Source organism: Vitiosangium sp. GDMCC 1.1324 (assembly GCF_003044305.1).
Taxonomy (GTDB): Bacteria; Myxococcota; Myxococcia; order Myxococcales; family Myxococcaceae; genus Archangium.
Genome location: NZ_PZOX01000006.1, coordinates 383,810 through 399,490 on the forward strand (window position 1 = coordinate 383,810; position 15,681 = coordinate 399,490).

General features: G+C 67.2%; 8 protein-coding genes. 5 read left to right on the top strand and 3 right to left on the bottom strand.

The features are described from left to right. Positions 1–22: 22 nt before the first annotated feature. Both DAT35_RS20460 and DAT35_RS20465 read right to left on the bottom strand, forming a co-directional pair. Positions 23–2,614 carry an MXAN_6230/SCO0854 family RING domain-containing protein gene (locus DAT35_RS20460; RefSeq protein ID WP_108068738.1) on the bottom strand — a complete coding sequence of 864 codons (2,592 nt, stop codon included), beginning with the start codon at positions 2,612–2,614 and terminating at the stop codon, positions 23–25. A 136-nt stretch (positions 2,615–2,750) separates the two neighbouring features. Next, a complete protein-coding gene (locus DAT35_RS20465) occupies positions 2,751–3,236 on the bottom strand; it encodes a hypothetical protein (protein WP_199242949.1) in 486 nt (161 codons plus the stop codon). A 207-nt stretch (positions 3,237–3,443) separates the two neighbouring features. On the opposite strand from DAT35_RS20465, the gene DAT35_RS20470 reads away from it, so the two are divergent. The 5 genes from DAT35_RS20470 (at position 3,444) to DAT35_RS20490 (ending at position 12,897) form a co-directional block, all read left to right on the top strand. Next, on the top strand, positions 3,444–6,182 hold the full coding sequence (locus tag DAT35_RS20470) for a family 20 glycosylhydrolase (RefSeq protein WP_233261597.1): 2,739 nt from the start codon (positions 3,444–3,446) through the stop codon (positions 6,180–6,182). 115 nt (positions 6,183–6,297) lie between these two features. Then, positions 6,298–6,492 (top strand): hypothetical protein, encoded by a 195-nt coding sequence (locus tag DAT35_RS20475; protein WP_108068739.1) that lies wholly within the window; start codon positions 6,298–6,300, stop codon positions 6,490–6,492. A gap of 126 nt (positions 6,493–6,618) precedes the next feature. Beyond that, positions 6,619–9,480: a PAS domain-containing protein gene (locus DAT35_RS20480; protein ID WP_108068740.1), complete on the top strand. Its 2,862-nt coding sequence runs from the start codon at positions 6,619–6,621 to the stop codon at positions 9,478–9,480. A gap of 147 nt (positions 9,481–9,627) precedes the next feature. After that, positions 9,628–11,583, top strand: coding sequence for an ATP-binding protein (locus tag DAT35_RS20485; protein WP_108068741.1), 1,956 nt, complete (start codon positions 9,628–9,630; stop codon positions 11,581–11,583). A 72-nt stretch (positions 11,584–11,655) separates the two neighbouring features. Beyond that, positions 11,656–12,897, top strand: a complete 1,242-nt coding sequence (locus DAT35_RS20490) for a tetratricopeptide repeat protein (RefSeq protein ID WP_146209801.1) — start codon at positions 11,656–11,658, stop codon at positions 12,895–12,897. Between the two features lie 196 nt (positions 12,898–13,093). Here the strand turns inward: DAT35_RS20490 and DAT35_RS20495 are convergent, their stop codons facing one another. After that, a complete protein-coding gene (locus DAT35_RS20495) occupies positions 13,094–15,301 on the bottom strand; it encodes a kelch repeat-containing protein (RefSeq protein ID WP_233261598.1) in 2,208 nt (735 codons plus the stop codon). Between the last annotated feature and the right edge of the window lie 380 nt (positions 15,302–15,681).

The window sequence follows — 15,681 nt, forward strand, 5'->3', positions numbered from 1 at the left end:
CGAGAAGGCTGAAAAGGTCGGGTTACGACTTCAGTGCCGACACGAGGTCGCCCGCGGCGAGCCGCTGGACGGACTCCGCGGAGGTATGGCGGAAGCGGAGCGCGTAGCCCTCGCTGCCAGCTGGGAGCGAGGGCTCGTCGTCGAGGCCCGCGAAGAACGTCGGCGCCGCGCCGAGCACCAGTCTGTGGGTGTCGCGAGTGCCCTCCAGGCGGCGCAGCCGGCGCAGGAAGTGGGCGGTGTCCTCGCCCTCGGCCCGCACCAGGACGGACACGCGCCCGTCCTGGCGTCGCACGTGCACGGTGCGGCTGCGCGCGGCGGCGTGCAGGCATGCCAGCTCCCAGAGCGTGGGGCGGGCGCCGGTGCCGAAATAGGCCGTGGTGTCCTTGCCCAGGTACGCGAGCGCCCCCCGGGAGCGGCCCACGCTGTGGAATGCACCCTCGGGAGGAATCTTCACGTCCACCCAGCGCAGCTGGCGCGCGGCGAGGTCGATGATGAGCGGCACCGAGATCTTCGCGTTCCCCTGCAGGTCGAAGCGCTGCTCCACCGTTCGCGCATCGAAGTGAGGCCCTCCCCCACTCTCGCGAACCATGAAGCCGGCGAAGGCATCCTCCATCCGGTCGAAGGAGATGCTGTTGAAGGAGAAGACCACGGGCACCACGTACCGCACGCCCTGCTCCAGCAGCCGGGGCGCGTTCACGTCCAGGAACTCGGCGCCTCCCAGCGGCGGCGGGCCCGAGGTGATGTCCCCCGAGTGCACGGCGGCGTCACCGGGCAGGCGCAGGTTCGTGTAATCGCAAAGCCCTACCAACCACCACCGCTTGTCGTAGAGCGCCACGGAGAGGTCCAGATCCACATCCGTGTCCTTGGGCTCCGTCCAGTGCACGAAGAAGCGCAGGTGCTGCCCCTCCGGCAACCGCAACACGCTCCCGCGGGGCACGGCCACCAGCGCCCGCGACGCTGTCTTCTCCGCCAGGGGAACGAGCAGGTCGGACAGGGCCTCGTCGAGCACCGCGTGGGGGAAGGGCGGCAGCCGCTCCGCCCGCCGCAGCAGCTCGCGCTCAAGCGGCGCGACGAGCCGTCCAATGGTGTCGCCGGGCAGCAGCGGACGCTGATCCTCCATTCCCCAGGCGTGGGTCGCCTCGCCCTTGGGGAAGAACACCCGCCGGCTGAAGGGCGCGTGGCGACGGCGCAGGTGGGCCGCCGCGGTGAGCAGCAGCGCGGGCGCGGCGCGAGGAATCGTCTCCTCCAGGGTGGTCACCAGTTCCGACTCGAGCAACGCGGCGTCGGGCTGCGCGAGCGCCAAACGGCTCACATGGTCCAGCCGCCGCATCAGCTCTCCGGGCCGCTGCCGCAGGAGCCGCAGCGCACCGCGGATGTCCCGCGCCTCCATTGCCGCCTCGACCTGGGCACTCCAGGAGCGGAAGCGCAGGGTGAGCCCGCCGTGGGCCGGGTGCACCTGGAATGCGTCCGGGTGCACACGGGCCTGCTCGAGCAGGGCCTGAGCGAAGGGCGTCTCGGGTGCGAGCACCGTGCCGCGAAGGACGGCGAAGGCGAGAGAGACTTTCGGGTGCGCCCGCCAGTCCTCGAAGACGTGGAGCTTCCCGGCCTGAGCCTTCCACAGGCCCGGGTGACGCTGCACGTCCTCGGTGAGGTTGAGCAGGGAGAAGCGCTCCAGGGCATGCAGGAGGGCACGCCGCATCGGCCGGGGAGGACTCTTCAGCGGCACCTTGGCGGTGAGGTCGGGGTTGCCACCTGCCCATGCGACAAGCACACGGAGGATGTCCGTCGCCGTCTTCAGGTGAGGGACGCCCCTGGCCATCACGTCCCCCACCGTGCGCGAGTCACGGAGAAGGATGCCGAAGACGTGGGCGAGGGTCTCCTTCACGGGGATGCGAGCCGGCAGCCAGTCGAGCACTCTCGGGCCAAAGGCGGAGACGAGCGCCCGCAGGGTGTCCATCTCGTCCGGGCGGAGCACGGTGGCGCGCGACAGCAGGCGCTGCAAGAGCGAGCTCGCGGCGGCCTCCCGATCCGTGCCGAGCGACAGCCGCGTCATCCGCCCCCAGGTCCGTGCATACGTGCCCGGGGAATACGGTACTGGCTTGAGGAACGGCTCCGAGGGAGAGAGGCGACGGTTGCAGATGGGGCACGCGCTGTAGTTGCTCCCGTCGAAGCACCGCTCGCAGACGAGATGGGCACACGGAGCCAATGCGCGCACCGTGCCGACCTCACCGCAGTGGATGCAAGGCTGCTCCGGCTGCTGGAACAGCCACACGAGCACGCGCCGGACGAAGAGCGCATGCGTGTCCTCCGGGACGCTCGCGGGGAAGCCGCGGAAGAGCGGGACGAAGGGGCGGTTGTGCCCGAGCGCATCCGCCAGCGTGTCGAAGAGGAAGCGGCCTACCTGGGCCAACGCATCGGAAGGGAGCGCGAGCAACGCGGCTCTCAGGTCACCCGATAGGGCGTAACCCAGCCCGAGCAGATCCGTCTCCAGTGCGTCGACGCCCCGCAGCGAGCCTGGGCGCGCGGCGTCTCCAGGAGGGAGGAAGACGAGCCCCGTCTTCCGAAGCAGCAGCGCGTCGATGGCATCGGGAAGGTCGAGCGCGGGGGCGCCCATGGTGGTTCCAGTGGGAAGAAGGTGGGGCGGAGAGCGGGTGCACTACCTTTAGTGGGTGAGAAGGAAGCACACCCAGAGCCGCCCCGGTTTGAGACCCTAGCAAAGCCCCCACGCGCACCACCAGGGGTGAGGAGTCTTAGCGGCCATCCACCGCGGAGGCGCCGTGCACGCGACCATCGTGCTCACGCCGCTCCCGCTCCGCGCGCTCCCGGGCCTCCTGCTCACGCCGCTCCCGCTCCGCACGCTCCCGAGCCTCCCGCTCACGCCGCTCCCGCTCCGCGCGCTCCCGAGCCTCCCGCTCACGCCGCTCCCTCTCCGCACGCTCCCGGGCCTCCCGCTCGCGCCGCTCCCGCTCCGCGCGCTCCCGAGCCTCCCGCTCACGCCGCTCCCTCTCCGCACGCTCCCGAGCCTCGCGCTCCCGAGCCTCGCGCTCACGCCGATCCCGCTCACGCCGCTCCCAATCCTCGCGCTCACGCCGCTCCCGCTCCGCGCGCTCCTGGTTCGCCCGGTCCACCGTGCCCGGATTGTGGTTGGCGGGCGTGTTGCCCCATGAGTCCGCAAGCGCCGGCGCGCTCGAATACAGGAAGAAAGCAGCGGACATCCAGGTGAACAGGGTCTTCATGACGGGCTCCTCCGGACAGGTGTCCTGGGGTGGAGGAGAGGCTCTTCGCAGGGGGCCTCTCGCTCCGTGTTATGCCCCTTCTGACGCTGGTGCCGGGGGCCTATTCGGGGTGATGAGATGTCGAAATATTTCGCTCGACCCGGGTCATCCCTCTCTGTCCAGCCACACTCCGGGTTCGTCGCGGCCATACAACTGGCACGTGCGCACATGCACTCCATGACGATGAAACAACTCCTGTTGTGGCCACTCGTGGCCGTCCTGGCCTCGACATGCCGAGGTCCCCAGCCGAAGCCTCCGGCCGGAGCCCCCCAGGCGCGGACCACGCTGTCCATTCAATGGCGGCCCGTGGACAACCTCGTGGGGAGTGGGAAGTTCTTCCGCTCCGAGCTGACGCTCGAGAACCAGGGGCCCGCGGCATTGGGGGCCAGCGGATGGAAGCTCTACTTCAGTTTCTCCCGGCGCTTCCTGAAGGACGCCGAGGGCAACGCCGCCGTGGTCCAGGAGCTCGAGAAGCAGGGGGTCCGGATCTCGAAGGCGGACCGGGCCGGGAGTGGCGACTACCACGTGCTCGAGCCCCTCGCGGACTTTCGACCCCTGCTCCCGGGAGAACGGCGTACGTTCCACATGCTGGCCAACTACCAGGCCATCCTGAAGACGGACGCACCCGCCGGATTCCACGTGGTATTCTCCGGTGCTCCGTCTCAGGAGGACGTCGCCTTCGCCGTGCCGTTGACCGTCGAGTTCGACGTCTCCGACCCGAAGCAGACCACGCGCTTCGGAGACGACGTGCTGCCGGTTCCGACCCCCGCGCTGCGCTACGCCGAGAACCCGGCCTTCCAGCCCCTGGACCTCTCGGCCCGGCTCCTGCCAACTCCCCGGCGGGTAAAGGAGGGAGCAGGACGGGTGACGCTTCGGGGCGATGTCGCCATCGTCCATGCGCCGGCCCTGGCGGGAGAGGCCGCCTATCTGGCCTCCGCGCTGCGAGACGTGTTGGCCGCATCCATCACGACCCGCGCGGATGAGGGAAACGCACGGATCTCCCTGCGCCTCGATGCAACCCTCGACATCGACGGAGATGGAGCGCGCGACGCGGAAGGATACGTCCTCGAGGTGAAGGACGGTCGGGTGAGCATCATCGGTGCGGACGCGGCAGGCGTGTTCTACGGCATCCAGACACTTCGCCAACTGGTGCCCACGGAGACTCACGTCGCGGCGATACGGCCCGGCGGCCGCCATACGGAGCTCTCCTTGCCGGAAGTATCCATCGCCGATGCGCCTGGGTTTGCCTACCGCGGCATGCACCTGGACGTGGCACGTCACTTCCAGTCCAAGGAGACGATCAAGAAGCTGCTCGACGTGCTGGCGCACTTCAAGATCAACACCTTTCACTTCCACCTGACGGATGACGAGGGCTGGCGGGTGGAAATCCCTGGCATCCCAGAGCTCACGCGCTACGGCGCACGCCGTGGCTTCGACCCGGCCGAAGCCGAGATGCTCCATATGGCGATGGGCTCCGGAAGCGACCTCGAGGATGGGGACCGCATCGGCCTCAAGCCCTCCCGGCCGAAGGAGGACGGCCGAGAGCTTCCACGGGCCTACCAGGGATTCGAGCCGGAAATGCTCAACTTCGTGGGCAAGGGCAGCGGCTTCTACACGGTCAGGGACTTCGAGGAGATCCTCGCCTACGCCACGGAGCGGCACATCACCGTGATTCCGGAGATTGACGTGCCGGGCCACGCGCGTGCCGCCGTGCGGGCCATGGAATACCGCTACCACACGCTCGAGGACTCGGACCCCACGAAGGCCTCCGAGTACCGCCTGTTCGACCCGCGGGACACGTCCCAACATCTGAGCGTCCAGAGCTACACGGACAACTTCCTCAATCCCTGTCTGGAGAGCACGTATGCCTTCCTGGACAAGGTCGTCCGGGAACTCAAGGCACGCTACGACGCGGTGCCGGGCGCCAGGTTCGTGGCCCTCCACGGAGGAGGAGACGAGCTGCCCCCACTGCGCTCCAACGTATGGTGGCAGGGCTCACCCCAGTGCAAACAAAACCCCGCCACCCGGGACCTGTCGGATGTCCAGCTCTACAACCACTTCCTCACCCGCTGGCATCGCATCATCACCTCGGCCGGTGCACGGATGACAGGCTGGGACGACGTCCTCCACCAGGGCCTGGCACTCGAGGGATTCATCCCCATGCCTTGGAGCAACGTGTGGGGATGGGGCCGCGAAGGCGATGCCTATACCTATGCCAACCGGGGCTACCAGGTCGTCCTCGCCCACGCCACGAACCTCTACCTGGACATGGCCTATGACAAGGACCCCGACGAGCCTGGCGCCGCTTGGGCCAACTTCATCGACGACAAACGGACGTTCGAGTACCGGCCCTTCGACATCTTCGCCAACGCCACCGAGGACGGCCTGGGCAGGCCGCTCGCACCGTCCACCTGGAAGGACAAGGAGCGCCTGTCGGCCGCCGGGAAGAAGAATCTCCTGGGCATGCAGGGCCTGCTGTGGGGGGAGAACGTCAAGACACCCCAGGTGCTCGAATACCTCGCCTTCCCGAGGATGCTCGGCGTGGCGGAGCGCGCCTGGAACCCCGAGCTTCCGCCCGTGAGCGAGATGCCCACGCTCTGGACGCGCTACACCAACAGCCTGGGCCAGTACGTGCTGCCACGGCTGGGCGTCTACCGGGCCGTGGATGTGCGAGGCGAGCTCCCGGAGCGCCTGGGGGTCAACTACCGCATCCCCCTGCCCGGTGCGCGGCGGGTCGAGGGACGCCTGGAGGCGAACGTGCTCTTTCCCGGACTCGTCCTCGAGTATTCGACCGACGCGGGAAGGACGTGGACCGTGTACACGGGGCCCACCCCGGTGCCAGGCCAGGTGCTCCTCAGAACCCGCGCGAGCGATGGCCGGGTCAGCCGCACCACCCCACTGGACTGAATTTTTGAGATGACAGCCGGGTCGGCCCCTCCTCGGTAATGACCCCCCACTCCGGGTTGAAGTCACAGCACACCGAGGAGTCTACGCCTCGAACCGCAACGGCACGTTCACCCTGTTGAGCGCGCACACGGCAGGCACCAGCGGCGTGTCCGAGACGCGCCTCTACTTCACCGACGTCAATGGCAACGGCCACGCCGACAAGCTCTTCTGGCGCCCGGACTATCGCGAGGGCCGCATCCAGGTCTACCTCGGCTCGGCCACGGGGTTCGCGGGCGCTCCCCTCATGGTTTTCCAGCCGCGTCCCAAGTAGACCGGGACCATGCTCCACAGGATGACTGCGGAGGGCCTGCCGGCACTCCTGTCCAGCACTCCGGAGAGAGCCCTCTTGGTGATGGGTCCCTGACCGTGGTTGTTTCTGCTCCAGGAAGACAGGTGGATGGCCCACGGTATGCCGCCGCCCGTCGTTTGCCGGGCAGGTGCCGACGTGACGTTCAAGCATCCAGACGAACAAGGCGGTGCGGTCAGGAAGGATCTGGCCACGGCGCAACTCGATGTGCTGTGGGATGCCCCCATCGGCATTGTCTATCTGGATCGGGACCTTCGCTATGTGCGTGTGAATGCCGCCCTGGCGGAGATGAACGGCGCGTCCGCCGAGGCGCACCTGGGCAAGACCGTCGCCGAGGTCCTCCCACCCGGCGAAGCCACCGAGAGCATCATCCAGAACCTCCTGACCGTCCTGACGACGGGCAAGCCGCTGAACTTCGAGCTCGAGTGGATTGCCTCCGGGACCCCTCCCCAGCGCCGGTTCTCCCGGGTGGGCTACTACCCTGTCTTCGATGGTGTGGAGGTGGTGGGGCTGTGCGGCTATGTCGAAGACACCACCGCCCAGAAGCTCGCGGACGAGGCACGTCGGGCGAGCGAAGCATGGCTCAGCCGGCTGTTCGACTCGGGTCTCATCGGCATTCTCGTCTGGAATCGCAATGGCTCCGTCCTGGATGCCAACAGCAGGTTCCTCGACATGGTGGGCTACACCCAGGAAGACCTGAAGGCGGGCAACCTCCACTGGCCCGCGGTGATGCCACACCCTGAAGCGGAGTCCCCCGCGCCCTCCGCCGAGGAGCTGCTCGCGCTGCACGCGCCCTCCGAGAAAGAGCTCGTCCACAAGGACGGTACGCGCGTGCCGGTCCTCCAGATTGGTGCCTTCTTCGAGGGCTCCAAGACGGAGGGGGTCTCCTTCTTCCTCGACAGCGGCGAACTGCGGCGCGCCCAGGAGAGCGTCCGGCAGAGCGAGTCGCGGCTGCGCGGTGTGATGGCCGCTCTCTCCGAAGGCATCATCTTCCAGGACACGTCCGGGACGATCGGCTTCGCCAACGCGGCGGCCTCGCGGCTGCTCGACCTGACAAACGAGCAGCTCCTGGGCCGCAGCCCCCATGATCCGCGGTGGCACATGGTGCGCGAGGACGGCACCCGGTACCCGGGAGAGGAACATCCGGCCATGCTCGCCGTGCGCACGGGAGTCCCCCAGCTCGACAAGGTAATGGGCATCCACCACGCGGATGGCACCGTGACGTGGCTGTCCATCAACGCCTTCCCGCTGACCAGCCCTGATGGAGGCACCCCCATAGGCGCGGTGGCCTCCTTCTTCGACGTGACCCGGCGCAAGGCCGCCGAGGAGGCGCTGCGGATGAGCGAGGATCGCCTGAGGATGGCCATCGCCTCGGCGTCCCTCGGCACCTGGGACTACAACCCGGTCACCGGCTCGCTCCAGTGGGACGAGCGCTGCAAGGAGCTCTTCGGGCTGCCACCACAGGCCCCTGCGGACTACGACGTGTTCCTCTCGGCGCTCCCCGCCGAGGACCGGGAGCGCACGCACCAGGTCGTCCAGCGGACCCTCCAGCCGGAGAACGGCGGGAACTTCCATCTCGACTACCGCATCTTGCGGCTTGATGACCACGTCGAGCGGTGGATCTCCTCGCGGGGACGCGCCTACTTCGACGACAAGGGCCAGGCCTACCGCTTCGTCGGCACCGTCCTGGACATCACCCAGCGCAAACGCGACGAGGCCAACGCCCGCTTCCTGCTGGAGGCCAGCCGGATCCTCGCCGAGCACCTGAAGAGCACCGAGGAGATGCTTCAGCGTCTGGCCCGGCTGGCCGCCTCCACCCTTTGCAGCTACGGCACCATGTGCCTCGTGCAGGAGGACGGCTCCGTGCGCCGCGTCGCCAGTGCGCATCGGGATCCCGCGAAGGAGGATCTGCTCCGGGAGTCCGGGCGGTTCCTGGCCAACCGCACCGCGTCGAAATCGAAGCTGGAGGCCGTACTCAACGGCAAGCCCTGTCTCATCAAGGACTTCACTCCCGAGCTGCGCGAGAGGCTCGCCAACAGCCCCGAGCACCTGGACGTCATCAACGCGATGAATGCGTCCTCCATCATGGTGGTTCCGTTGCAAGCACGGGGGAAGATGCTCGGCCTGATGAGCCTGGCCGTGGTCGCCCCGCAGCGGCGGTTCGACGAGGAGGACCTGGCGTTCGCGCAGGAACTGGCCCACCGGGTCGCGGTGTCACTGGAGAACATCCGCCTCTACCAGGAGGCGCAGCAGGCCGTGGGCCTTCGCGACGAGTTCCTCTCCGTGGCCAGCCACGAGCTCAAGACGCCGCTCACCTCGCTCAAGCTCCAGCACGAGTTGCTCGGCCGGATGCTGAGCCAGGAGCGCCGGGTGGACATCGGCCCGAGGCTCTCCGCGGCGCTCCGGCAGGTGAACCGGCTCTCCTCACTCGTGGACAGCCTGCTGGACGTGAGCCGGATCAGCGCGGGCACCCTGAAGCTCGAACCCATCGACGTGGACCTCACCCAGCTCACCCGCGAGGCGCTCGACCGCATCAGGGACGTGGTCGACCAGGCGGGCTGCGCCGTGGACTTCCCTTCCGTGGCACCGGTGCGTGGGGATTGGGACCCGCTTCGGCTGGACCAGGTGCTCGTCAACCTGCTCGCCAACGCGGCCAAGTATGGCGCGGGCAAGCCCATCCACATCCGCGTGGAGGCGCGGGAGAAGCAGGCCCTCCTGACGATCCGGGATGAGGGCATCGGCATCGCCGCCAAGGACCTGCCCCGCCTGTTCAGCCGGTTCGGACGGGCCGTGTCGGAGCGGCACTATGGAGGGCTGGGGCTGGGGCTCTACATCTCCCGGCAGATCATCGAGGCCATGGGCGGCCGCATCCGGGTGGAGAGCCAGCCAGAGCAGGGGGCGACCTTCACCGTGGAATTGCCCCTGTGCACACCGGGCCAGCAGGCGCGGTGACACGCTCGTTCGCCTCGCGCCGGACCCCGGCGAGGCGATATGCCCCTCGCCTGCCCGGCCTCTTTTGGGAAGATAGCCTCCTCCCGAACACAATCCGCCCTCGAGCCTCGCCGCGAGCCCCACCCCCGCGAGAGCCTAAGTGCCTCCATGGCGAACTTCTCCTCCACGGAAACGCCCTCCTCCACACCCACGCCACCGGAGCCTCGACCCCAGGCCTCCCTGTCCACTGGCGGCCGCTCACGGCTCCTGGAGGGACTGGACGCCCTGCTCTCGGAGCCGCTGCGGAACGCACCGCCCAAGGAACTCATCCGTCACCGGATCCTGGTTGGCGCCACCTGCTTCCTGGTCCTCTCCAACTCCATCTACCTGCTGTGGTGCTTCCACCAGGGCTTCATCCCGTACGTGGGCATCCTCGCCAATATCGGCTACCTGTCGACGCTGGTGGTGGCACGCAAGTCCCGCACGCCCCACACCCCGTCGATGGTGCTGCTGCTGAACCTGACGCTGGGGCTCGTGGGTTCCATCTTCTCGGACAAGAACCCCACCGGCGGAGAGCATGCCTCGAACATGCTGCTGCCCGCCCTCGCCGTGTACCTGGTGGGGCCACGCCTGGCGTTGCCCATCACCCTGTTCGTGGTCGCGGCCCTGGGGATAGGCCACCCGCTCTACCGCGGGCATATCGGCATCGACCCCAGCGCCCTCTCCAGCGACCAGTTGTTGTTCGGCCACATCTTCGCGGGCGTCTCCTTCCTGGGCGCATGGGGACTGGGCTCGCTGCACAGCACCGCGCGGGATGCGGCCCAGACGTCGCTCGAGCGAACGCTGAAGGAGCTCCGGGACAGCGAGAGCAAGCTCAACAGTGTCATCGAGAGCACCAACGACATCGTGGTCTCGCTGGACACCAGCGGGAACCTGCTCACCGCGAACTCGGCCACGAGGCGCTTCTACCAGCAGCTCATGGGCACGTCGCTCGAGACGGGACAGCCGCTCTTCCGGCACGCGAGCCCCGAGAAGCTCAAGGAGTGGGACATACGCATGGCCCAGGTGTGCCAGGGCCAGCGCCTGCGCTTCGAGGAGACGTACCAGCTGGAGGGCGCCCGCATCGTGATGGACGTCATCATGCATCCCATCCACGGCGAGGACGGACGGACGGTGGGGGTGACGATGTTCGGACGCGACGTCTCCGCCCGCAAGGAGGCCGAGACCCGGCTGGGGGAGATGCACCGCACCCTGGTGGATGTCTCGCGGCAGGCGGGCATGGCCGAGGTCGCCACCGGCGTGCTCCACAACGTGGGCAACACCCTCAACAGCGTCAACATCTCCACGAGCATCGTCACCGACCGGCTCCGCAAATCCCGCGTCTCGGGCCTCGCCAAGGCCACCCAGCTCCTGCGCGAGCACCTCTCGGACATCCCCGCGTTCTTCGCCCAGGACCTGCAGGGCCAAAAGCTCCCGGCCTATCTCATCGCCCTGTCGGATCAGCTTCAGGAGGAGCGTGACGCCCTGATCCAGGAGATGAACTCCCTGGGAGAGAGCGTCGAGCACATCAAGTCCATCGTCAGCATGCAGCAGAAGCACGCGCGAGCCGCGGGAGCGGTGGAGCAGGTGGCCGTGCCTCAGCTCATCGACGAGGCGTTGCGCCTGCACGCCGTCTCCTTCGAGCGCCTGGGCATCCGCGTCGAGCGCGACTACACCCAGGTGCCCCCCATCTTCGTCGACCGGCACAAGCTGTTGCAGATCCTCATCAACCTGCTGAGCAACGCACGGCACGCACTGATGGCGAGCCCCAAGCAGAGCAAGCACCTGGGAATCCGTGTCCGGCCCACGCCCGAGGGAGGCAGTCTGAGCATCGAGGTGGACGACAACGGCATCGGCATTCTTCAGGAGAACATGGCGCGCATGTTCACGCAGGGCTTCACCACCAAGAAGACGGGGCATGGCTTCGGCCTGCACATCAGTGCCCTGGCCGCCGATGAGATGAATGGCCGGCTCACCTGCTCCAGCCCTGGCCCTGAACAGGGCGCCACCTTCAGGCTGGAGCTGCCTCTGGAGCTCACGGCCCAGAGGTTCCAGGCTTCGCCATCCCAGGCGGAAGGTGCTTGAGACGTGCCCTGAGGCGTGTGCCCCGGTCGTGGCGGGCTGCCGCTCCGGTTGATTCGAGCTACCGTGAGTCACATGCCTGCCTTCCCTCATCGCCTGCCGCGCCGGGTCGCCGCGTCGTTGATATCGGTTCTCGTGAACGCGGCATGCGCCACCACCCCACCGCAGCCTCCGCCCCCTACCGCCCGGGAGACACTCACGCGGCGCATCGACGAGGCCGTCGCACTGCGCACGCAAGGGAGGCAAGAAGAGGGTATCCAGCAGCTCTCTCGAATCCGGTTCGACGCATACGAGGCGAACGAGCCTGCCCTGGCGGCGCTCGCCCTGCACCGGAAAGGCGATCTGCTCCATGATCTCGGACGCGATGTCCCGGCGGGCCAGGCCTATGTCGCCGCGCTCGTAGAGTACGAAGTCCGTGGAGATCTCATGATGATAGGGCGCGCCGCACATGACCTGGGCGTGCTCGAGGGCGGCGGGCGCGAAGCGGAGCGCTGGTACCGCAGGGCGAGAGAGGCAAGACTGGAGGCGGGGGACAAGGCCGGGCTGCGGGTGACGGACAACAACCTCGCGATCACCCTCTTCTATCAGTCGCGGTTCGACGAGGCGGAGGCCCTCTACCTCGAGAGTGCCGGCATCGCCGAGGAGATCGGCGATCACCTGGGAGCCTTCAAGGCGCATGGCAACCTCGCGCTCCTGCACGCCATCGTCGCCGAAGGGGGATTCCCGTCCGAACAGGGGCCAGTACCGAAGGTGGATCCCACGTCGGGGCACGTGAAGCAGGGCCGGGAACACTTCGCGAAGGCAATCGCCGCGGGTGCGAGGATGGGCAAGGCCGAGGAGGACGCCTGTGCGCAGTTGGGCCGCTATGACAACCGCTGCGAATGGCTCAGCCCTGGCTCGACGCCCGAGAAGGGTGTGGCCCGCTTCTACGTGCGGCTGATTTCCGAAGTGGAGGTCATGCTCGACGAGGCGCGGGATGAGCGTGAGGCGCTCGACGAGGAGAGCGAGCCGGAGCAGGTGACGGAAGCAGAGGACACGCTCCTCGTCACGGAGACCCTGCTGGCGGCCGCGCTCACGCGTGCGGCGGATGCCCTCCGTGCCGCGGGGCCGGTCGATGAGCCGTCCACCCGGGACATCGAGCAATACGAGCAGCGCGCCCGTACCGTCTTCACGAACATGGCCCGTCGGCTCACGGAGACGGGTGGCACGGCCTCCGAGTTGTGTGGGCTCTACGCGTCCACCTCGGACCTGTGCTCTCGCTACCCCATGGCCGACGAGAAACCTCGGAAGGCCATACCGGACAAGAGCCCGAAGTGAAGTCGCGTCAGAGCCAGCTCGGGCTCGCGCGTCCCAGGCCCTTCAGGGCCCGCTCCGCCGCCCTCACGCCGAACCAGTTGGCCTCCTCGAAGAGGGCCATTCCGCCCAGGTCCGAGTGCTTCTGCGCCCAGGGTGTCGGCGGACTCGTTCAGCCAACCGCACGCCTCACGAGTTACCCGACACCCTGGGCTGAGGCTCATGGCACGTACAACTCCGCCGTTGCCAGGGCACCGGAGCCAGCGCCCCCTGCAACGAGGACCCTGCCGTCGGACAGCAATGCCGACACAGGAAACCAACGAGGGAAGGACGTACGTCCCGTCGGACTCCAAGTACGCGACGTCATGTCATACAGCATCGCAAAACTATATGGCTCCGACGCATAACCCGACCCACCACCCGCAATGAGCACCTTGCCACCAGGCAACAGCGTCGCGGTGTGGCCAGCACGTTGTCCAGGCATGGAGGTAGTAGCACTCCATGTCCCCGAAGCCGGGTCATACAACTCCGCTGTCGTCAGGCTAAAACCACCGTTGTAACTCCGTCCTCCAGCGACGAGCACCTTGCCATCAGGCAACAGCGTCGCCGTATGGTGGTAGCGAGGCGTGGACATGGAGCCGGTAGCGCTCCATGTCCCCGAAGACGGGTCGTATATCTCTGCAGTTGCGAGCGCGGTGACTTCAGAGCTTTCGTAACGCGATCCACCCACCACGAGCACCTTTCCATTGGCCAGCAGCGTTGCAGTGGCGTAGCCGCGAATGGATGACATCGACCCAACCGCCGTCCAGCTTCCCGAAGCCGGGTCGTACAACTCCGCCGTTGTAGTCCCATCTCCACCTGCGGCGAGCACCTTGCCATTGGAAAGCAGCGTCGCGGTGTGCTCCCTGCGGCGCGACGTCATGGAACCAGTAGAACGCCACGTGCCCGAGGACGGGTCATACACCTCCGCTGACACGCTCGGGCTGCCACCATAGTTTCCGCCAGCAACGAGAACCTTGCCATCCGCCAGTGGCGTCAGCGTGTGCGCCCACCGATCCTGGGCCATCGCCCCGGTAGCACTCCAGGTGCCGGAGCTCGGGTCATACACCTCAGCAGTCGCGAGTGTAGCGCTTGCTCTTGCTCCTCCCGCGACCAGTACCTTTCCGCCGGGCAGGGGCGCCGCTTTGGACCATTGCCTCGCCGTGGTCATGGAGCCCGTCGGGAACCAGCTCGAGGAACAGGGCGGCAGCCCCGTCACCGAAAAGCTCCGGGTGGCCGCCAGGGTGAAGGCATTGGTGACAGTGGCAGTGATGGTGGGCGGCGTGCTCGAACTGACACAGAGGGGCGCCGTCCAGGTGGTGCTACTGCTCGAGGAAGTGTTGGTAGGTGTCCCCAGTGTGCCCAGGGTGGCCGCCCAGGTGAAGGTCAGGGCCGAGCCCTCGGGATCACTGGCCACCACCTCGTAGGTAAGCACCTGGCCCGAAGCCGCGGTGTCCGAGGAGTGGTAGGAGCGGACGATGATGGGATTGAAGTGGTTGATGACTGGCGTATCGCTGACGCAGAGGGCCACGGTGCCAGTGTTCTGCCCGCCGCGTCCGTCCGAGACGGTGACGGTGAGACGGCAGTTGTTGCATGCGCTGGCAGGCAGTGCCGAGGGCGTGAACCGAGCGGAACTGGAGGTCGCATTGGTCCAGGAACCGGCGCAGGTGGCGTTCCAGGAGTAGGAGAGGCTGTCTCCATCCGGATCCGAGGTCGAGACCGAGACAGTAGTCGTCTGTCCCACGGCGAGTTGCGTGAGCGTTGCTTGGACAGAAGCCAGTCGCGGCGAACTATTGAAGGAGATGGACAGCTGAGCATCTCCTGTCTCTCCTCCCATGGAGACATTGACAGCCAGAGCGATGCTCGACGAGAGACCACCGGAATCCGTGACGGTGATGGTCAGCCTCTGGATTCCGGCGGTACGAGGAGCCGTCCACGATGTGGAGGAAGCGGAGGCCGAGGAGAAGGAGCCCGCCGTGGAGGACCAGGAGTAGGTGAGGACATCTCCCGCGTTGGGATCATGTGCCGTGGCCTGCAGGGTGATGAAGCCGCCTGGTGCCACGGTGGTAGAGGATGCCACCAGCGAGTCAATCATCGGGGCTTCATTCTCAAACGGAGGAGGTGGGCTCACCTCCTGGAGGGTGATGGCTACGATGGTGACCCGATTGGCGGAGATGGTGACGCCCGAGGCGGAGCCCTCGAAAAGCCTGGCGCCCGAGGCGTCGAATGCTCGAGCGAGGAAGGAGCGATTCGAGCCTGCGGGGATGTCGCCGATGGTGCCGCCCCAGACGCCACCGGTGGGAGCGAGCTCTACGGTGACAGGGGGAATGTCCGCAGCACTGGAGGTGACGGTGACGCGGGAAATGCTGGCACCGATTTCCTGTCGCACGGACACCGCGAACTGGGCCGAGCCAGTGCCGTCAAAGGAAGGAGAGCAACTCGCGAGAAGCGCCGAGGCGAGCGCGAGGACAAAACACCTCATTGCTTTGGTCATATGCAAAGCCCCATGGCTGATGCTGCAATGAATCTTTTAGTTCGAAACGGTTCGCGAAGAGAAGGATGGGCACAGTGACAAATGGGTAGACGAATGCCAGTCGCGGCACGCATGGACGCCGATGTGGTCCAGGTGGTGCAGCGGGCGCTACATCGTCGGCATGGAGCGCTTCGGTCCACCGCGGCCATCGGCCGCGAAACGTGCTATGCTCGATGAGGCGTGAAGGAAAAAGCCTTCACGCAGCCACTGCCGCGGCGATTTCGCCTGAGCCCAAT

What these genes read in the sequence shown, in the direction of transcription:
- DAT35_RS20460 (WP_108068738.1), bottom strand. Translation starts at nt 2,614, where the DNA reads ATGGGCGCCCCCGCGCTCGACCTTCCCGATGCCATCGACGCGCTGCTG.
- DAT35_RS20465 (WP_199242949.1), bottom strand. Translation starts at nt 3,236, where the DNA reads ATGAAGACCCTGTTCACCTGGATGTCCGCTGCTTTCTTCCTGTATTCG.
- DAT35_RS20470 (WP_233261597.1), top strand. Translation starts at nt 3,444, where the DNA reads ATGCACTCCATGACGATGAAACAACTCCTGTTGTGGCCACTCGTGGCC.
- DAT35_RS20480 (WP_108068740.1), top strand. Translation starts at nt 6,619, where the DNA reads ATGGCCCACGGTATGCCGCCGCCCGTCGTTTGCCGGGCAGGTGCCGAC.
- DAT35_RS20485 (WP_108068741.1), top strand. Translation starts at nt 9,628, where the DNA reads ATGGCGAACTTCTCCTCCACGGAAACGCCCTCCTCCACACCCACGCCA.
- DAT35_RS20490 (WP_146209801.1), top strand. Translation starts at nt 11,656, where the DNA reads ATGCCTGCCTTCCCTCATCGCCTGCCGCGCCGGGTCGCCGCGTCGTTG.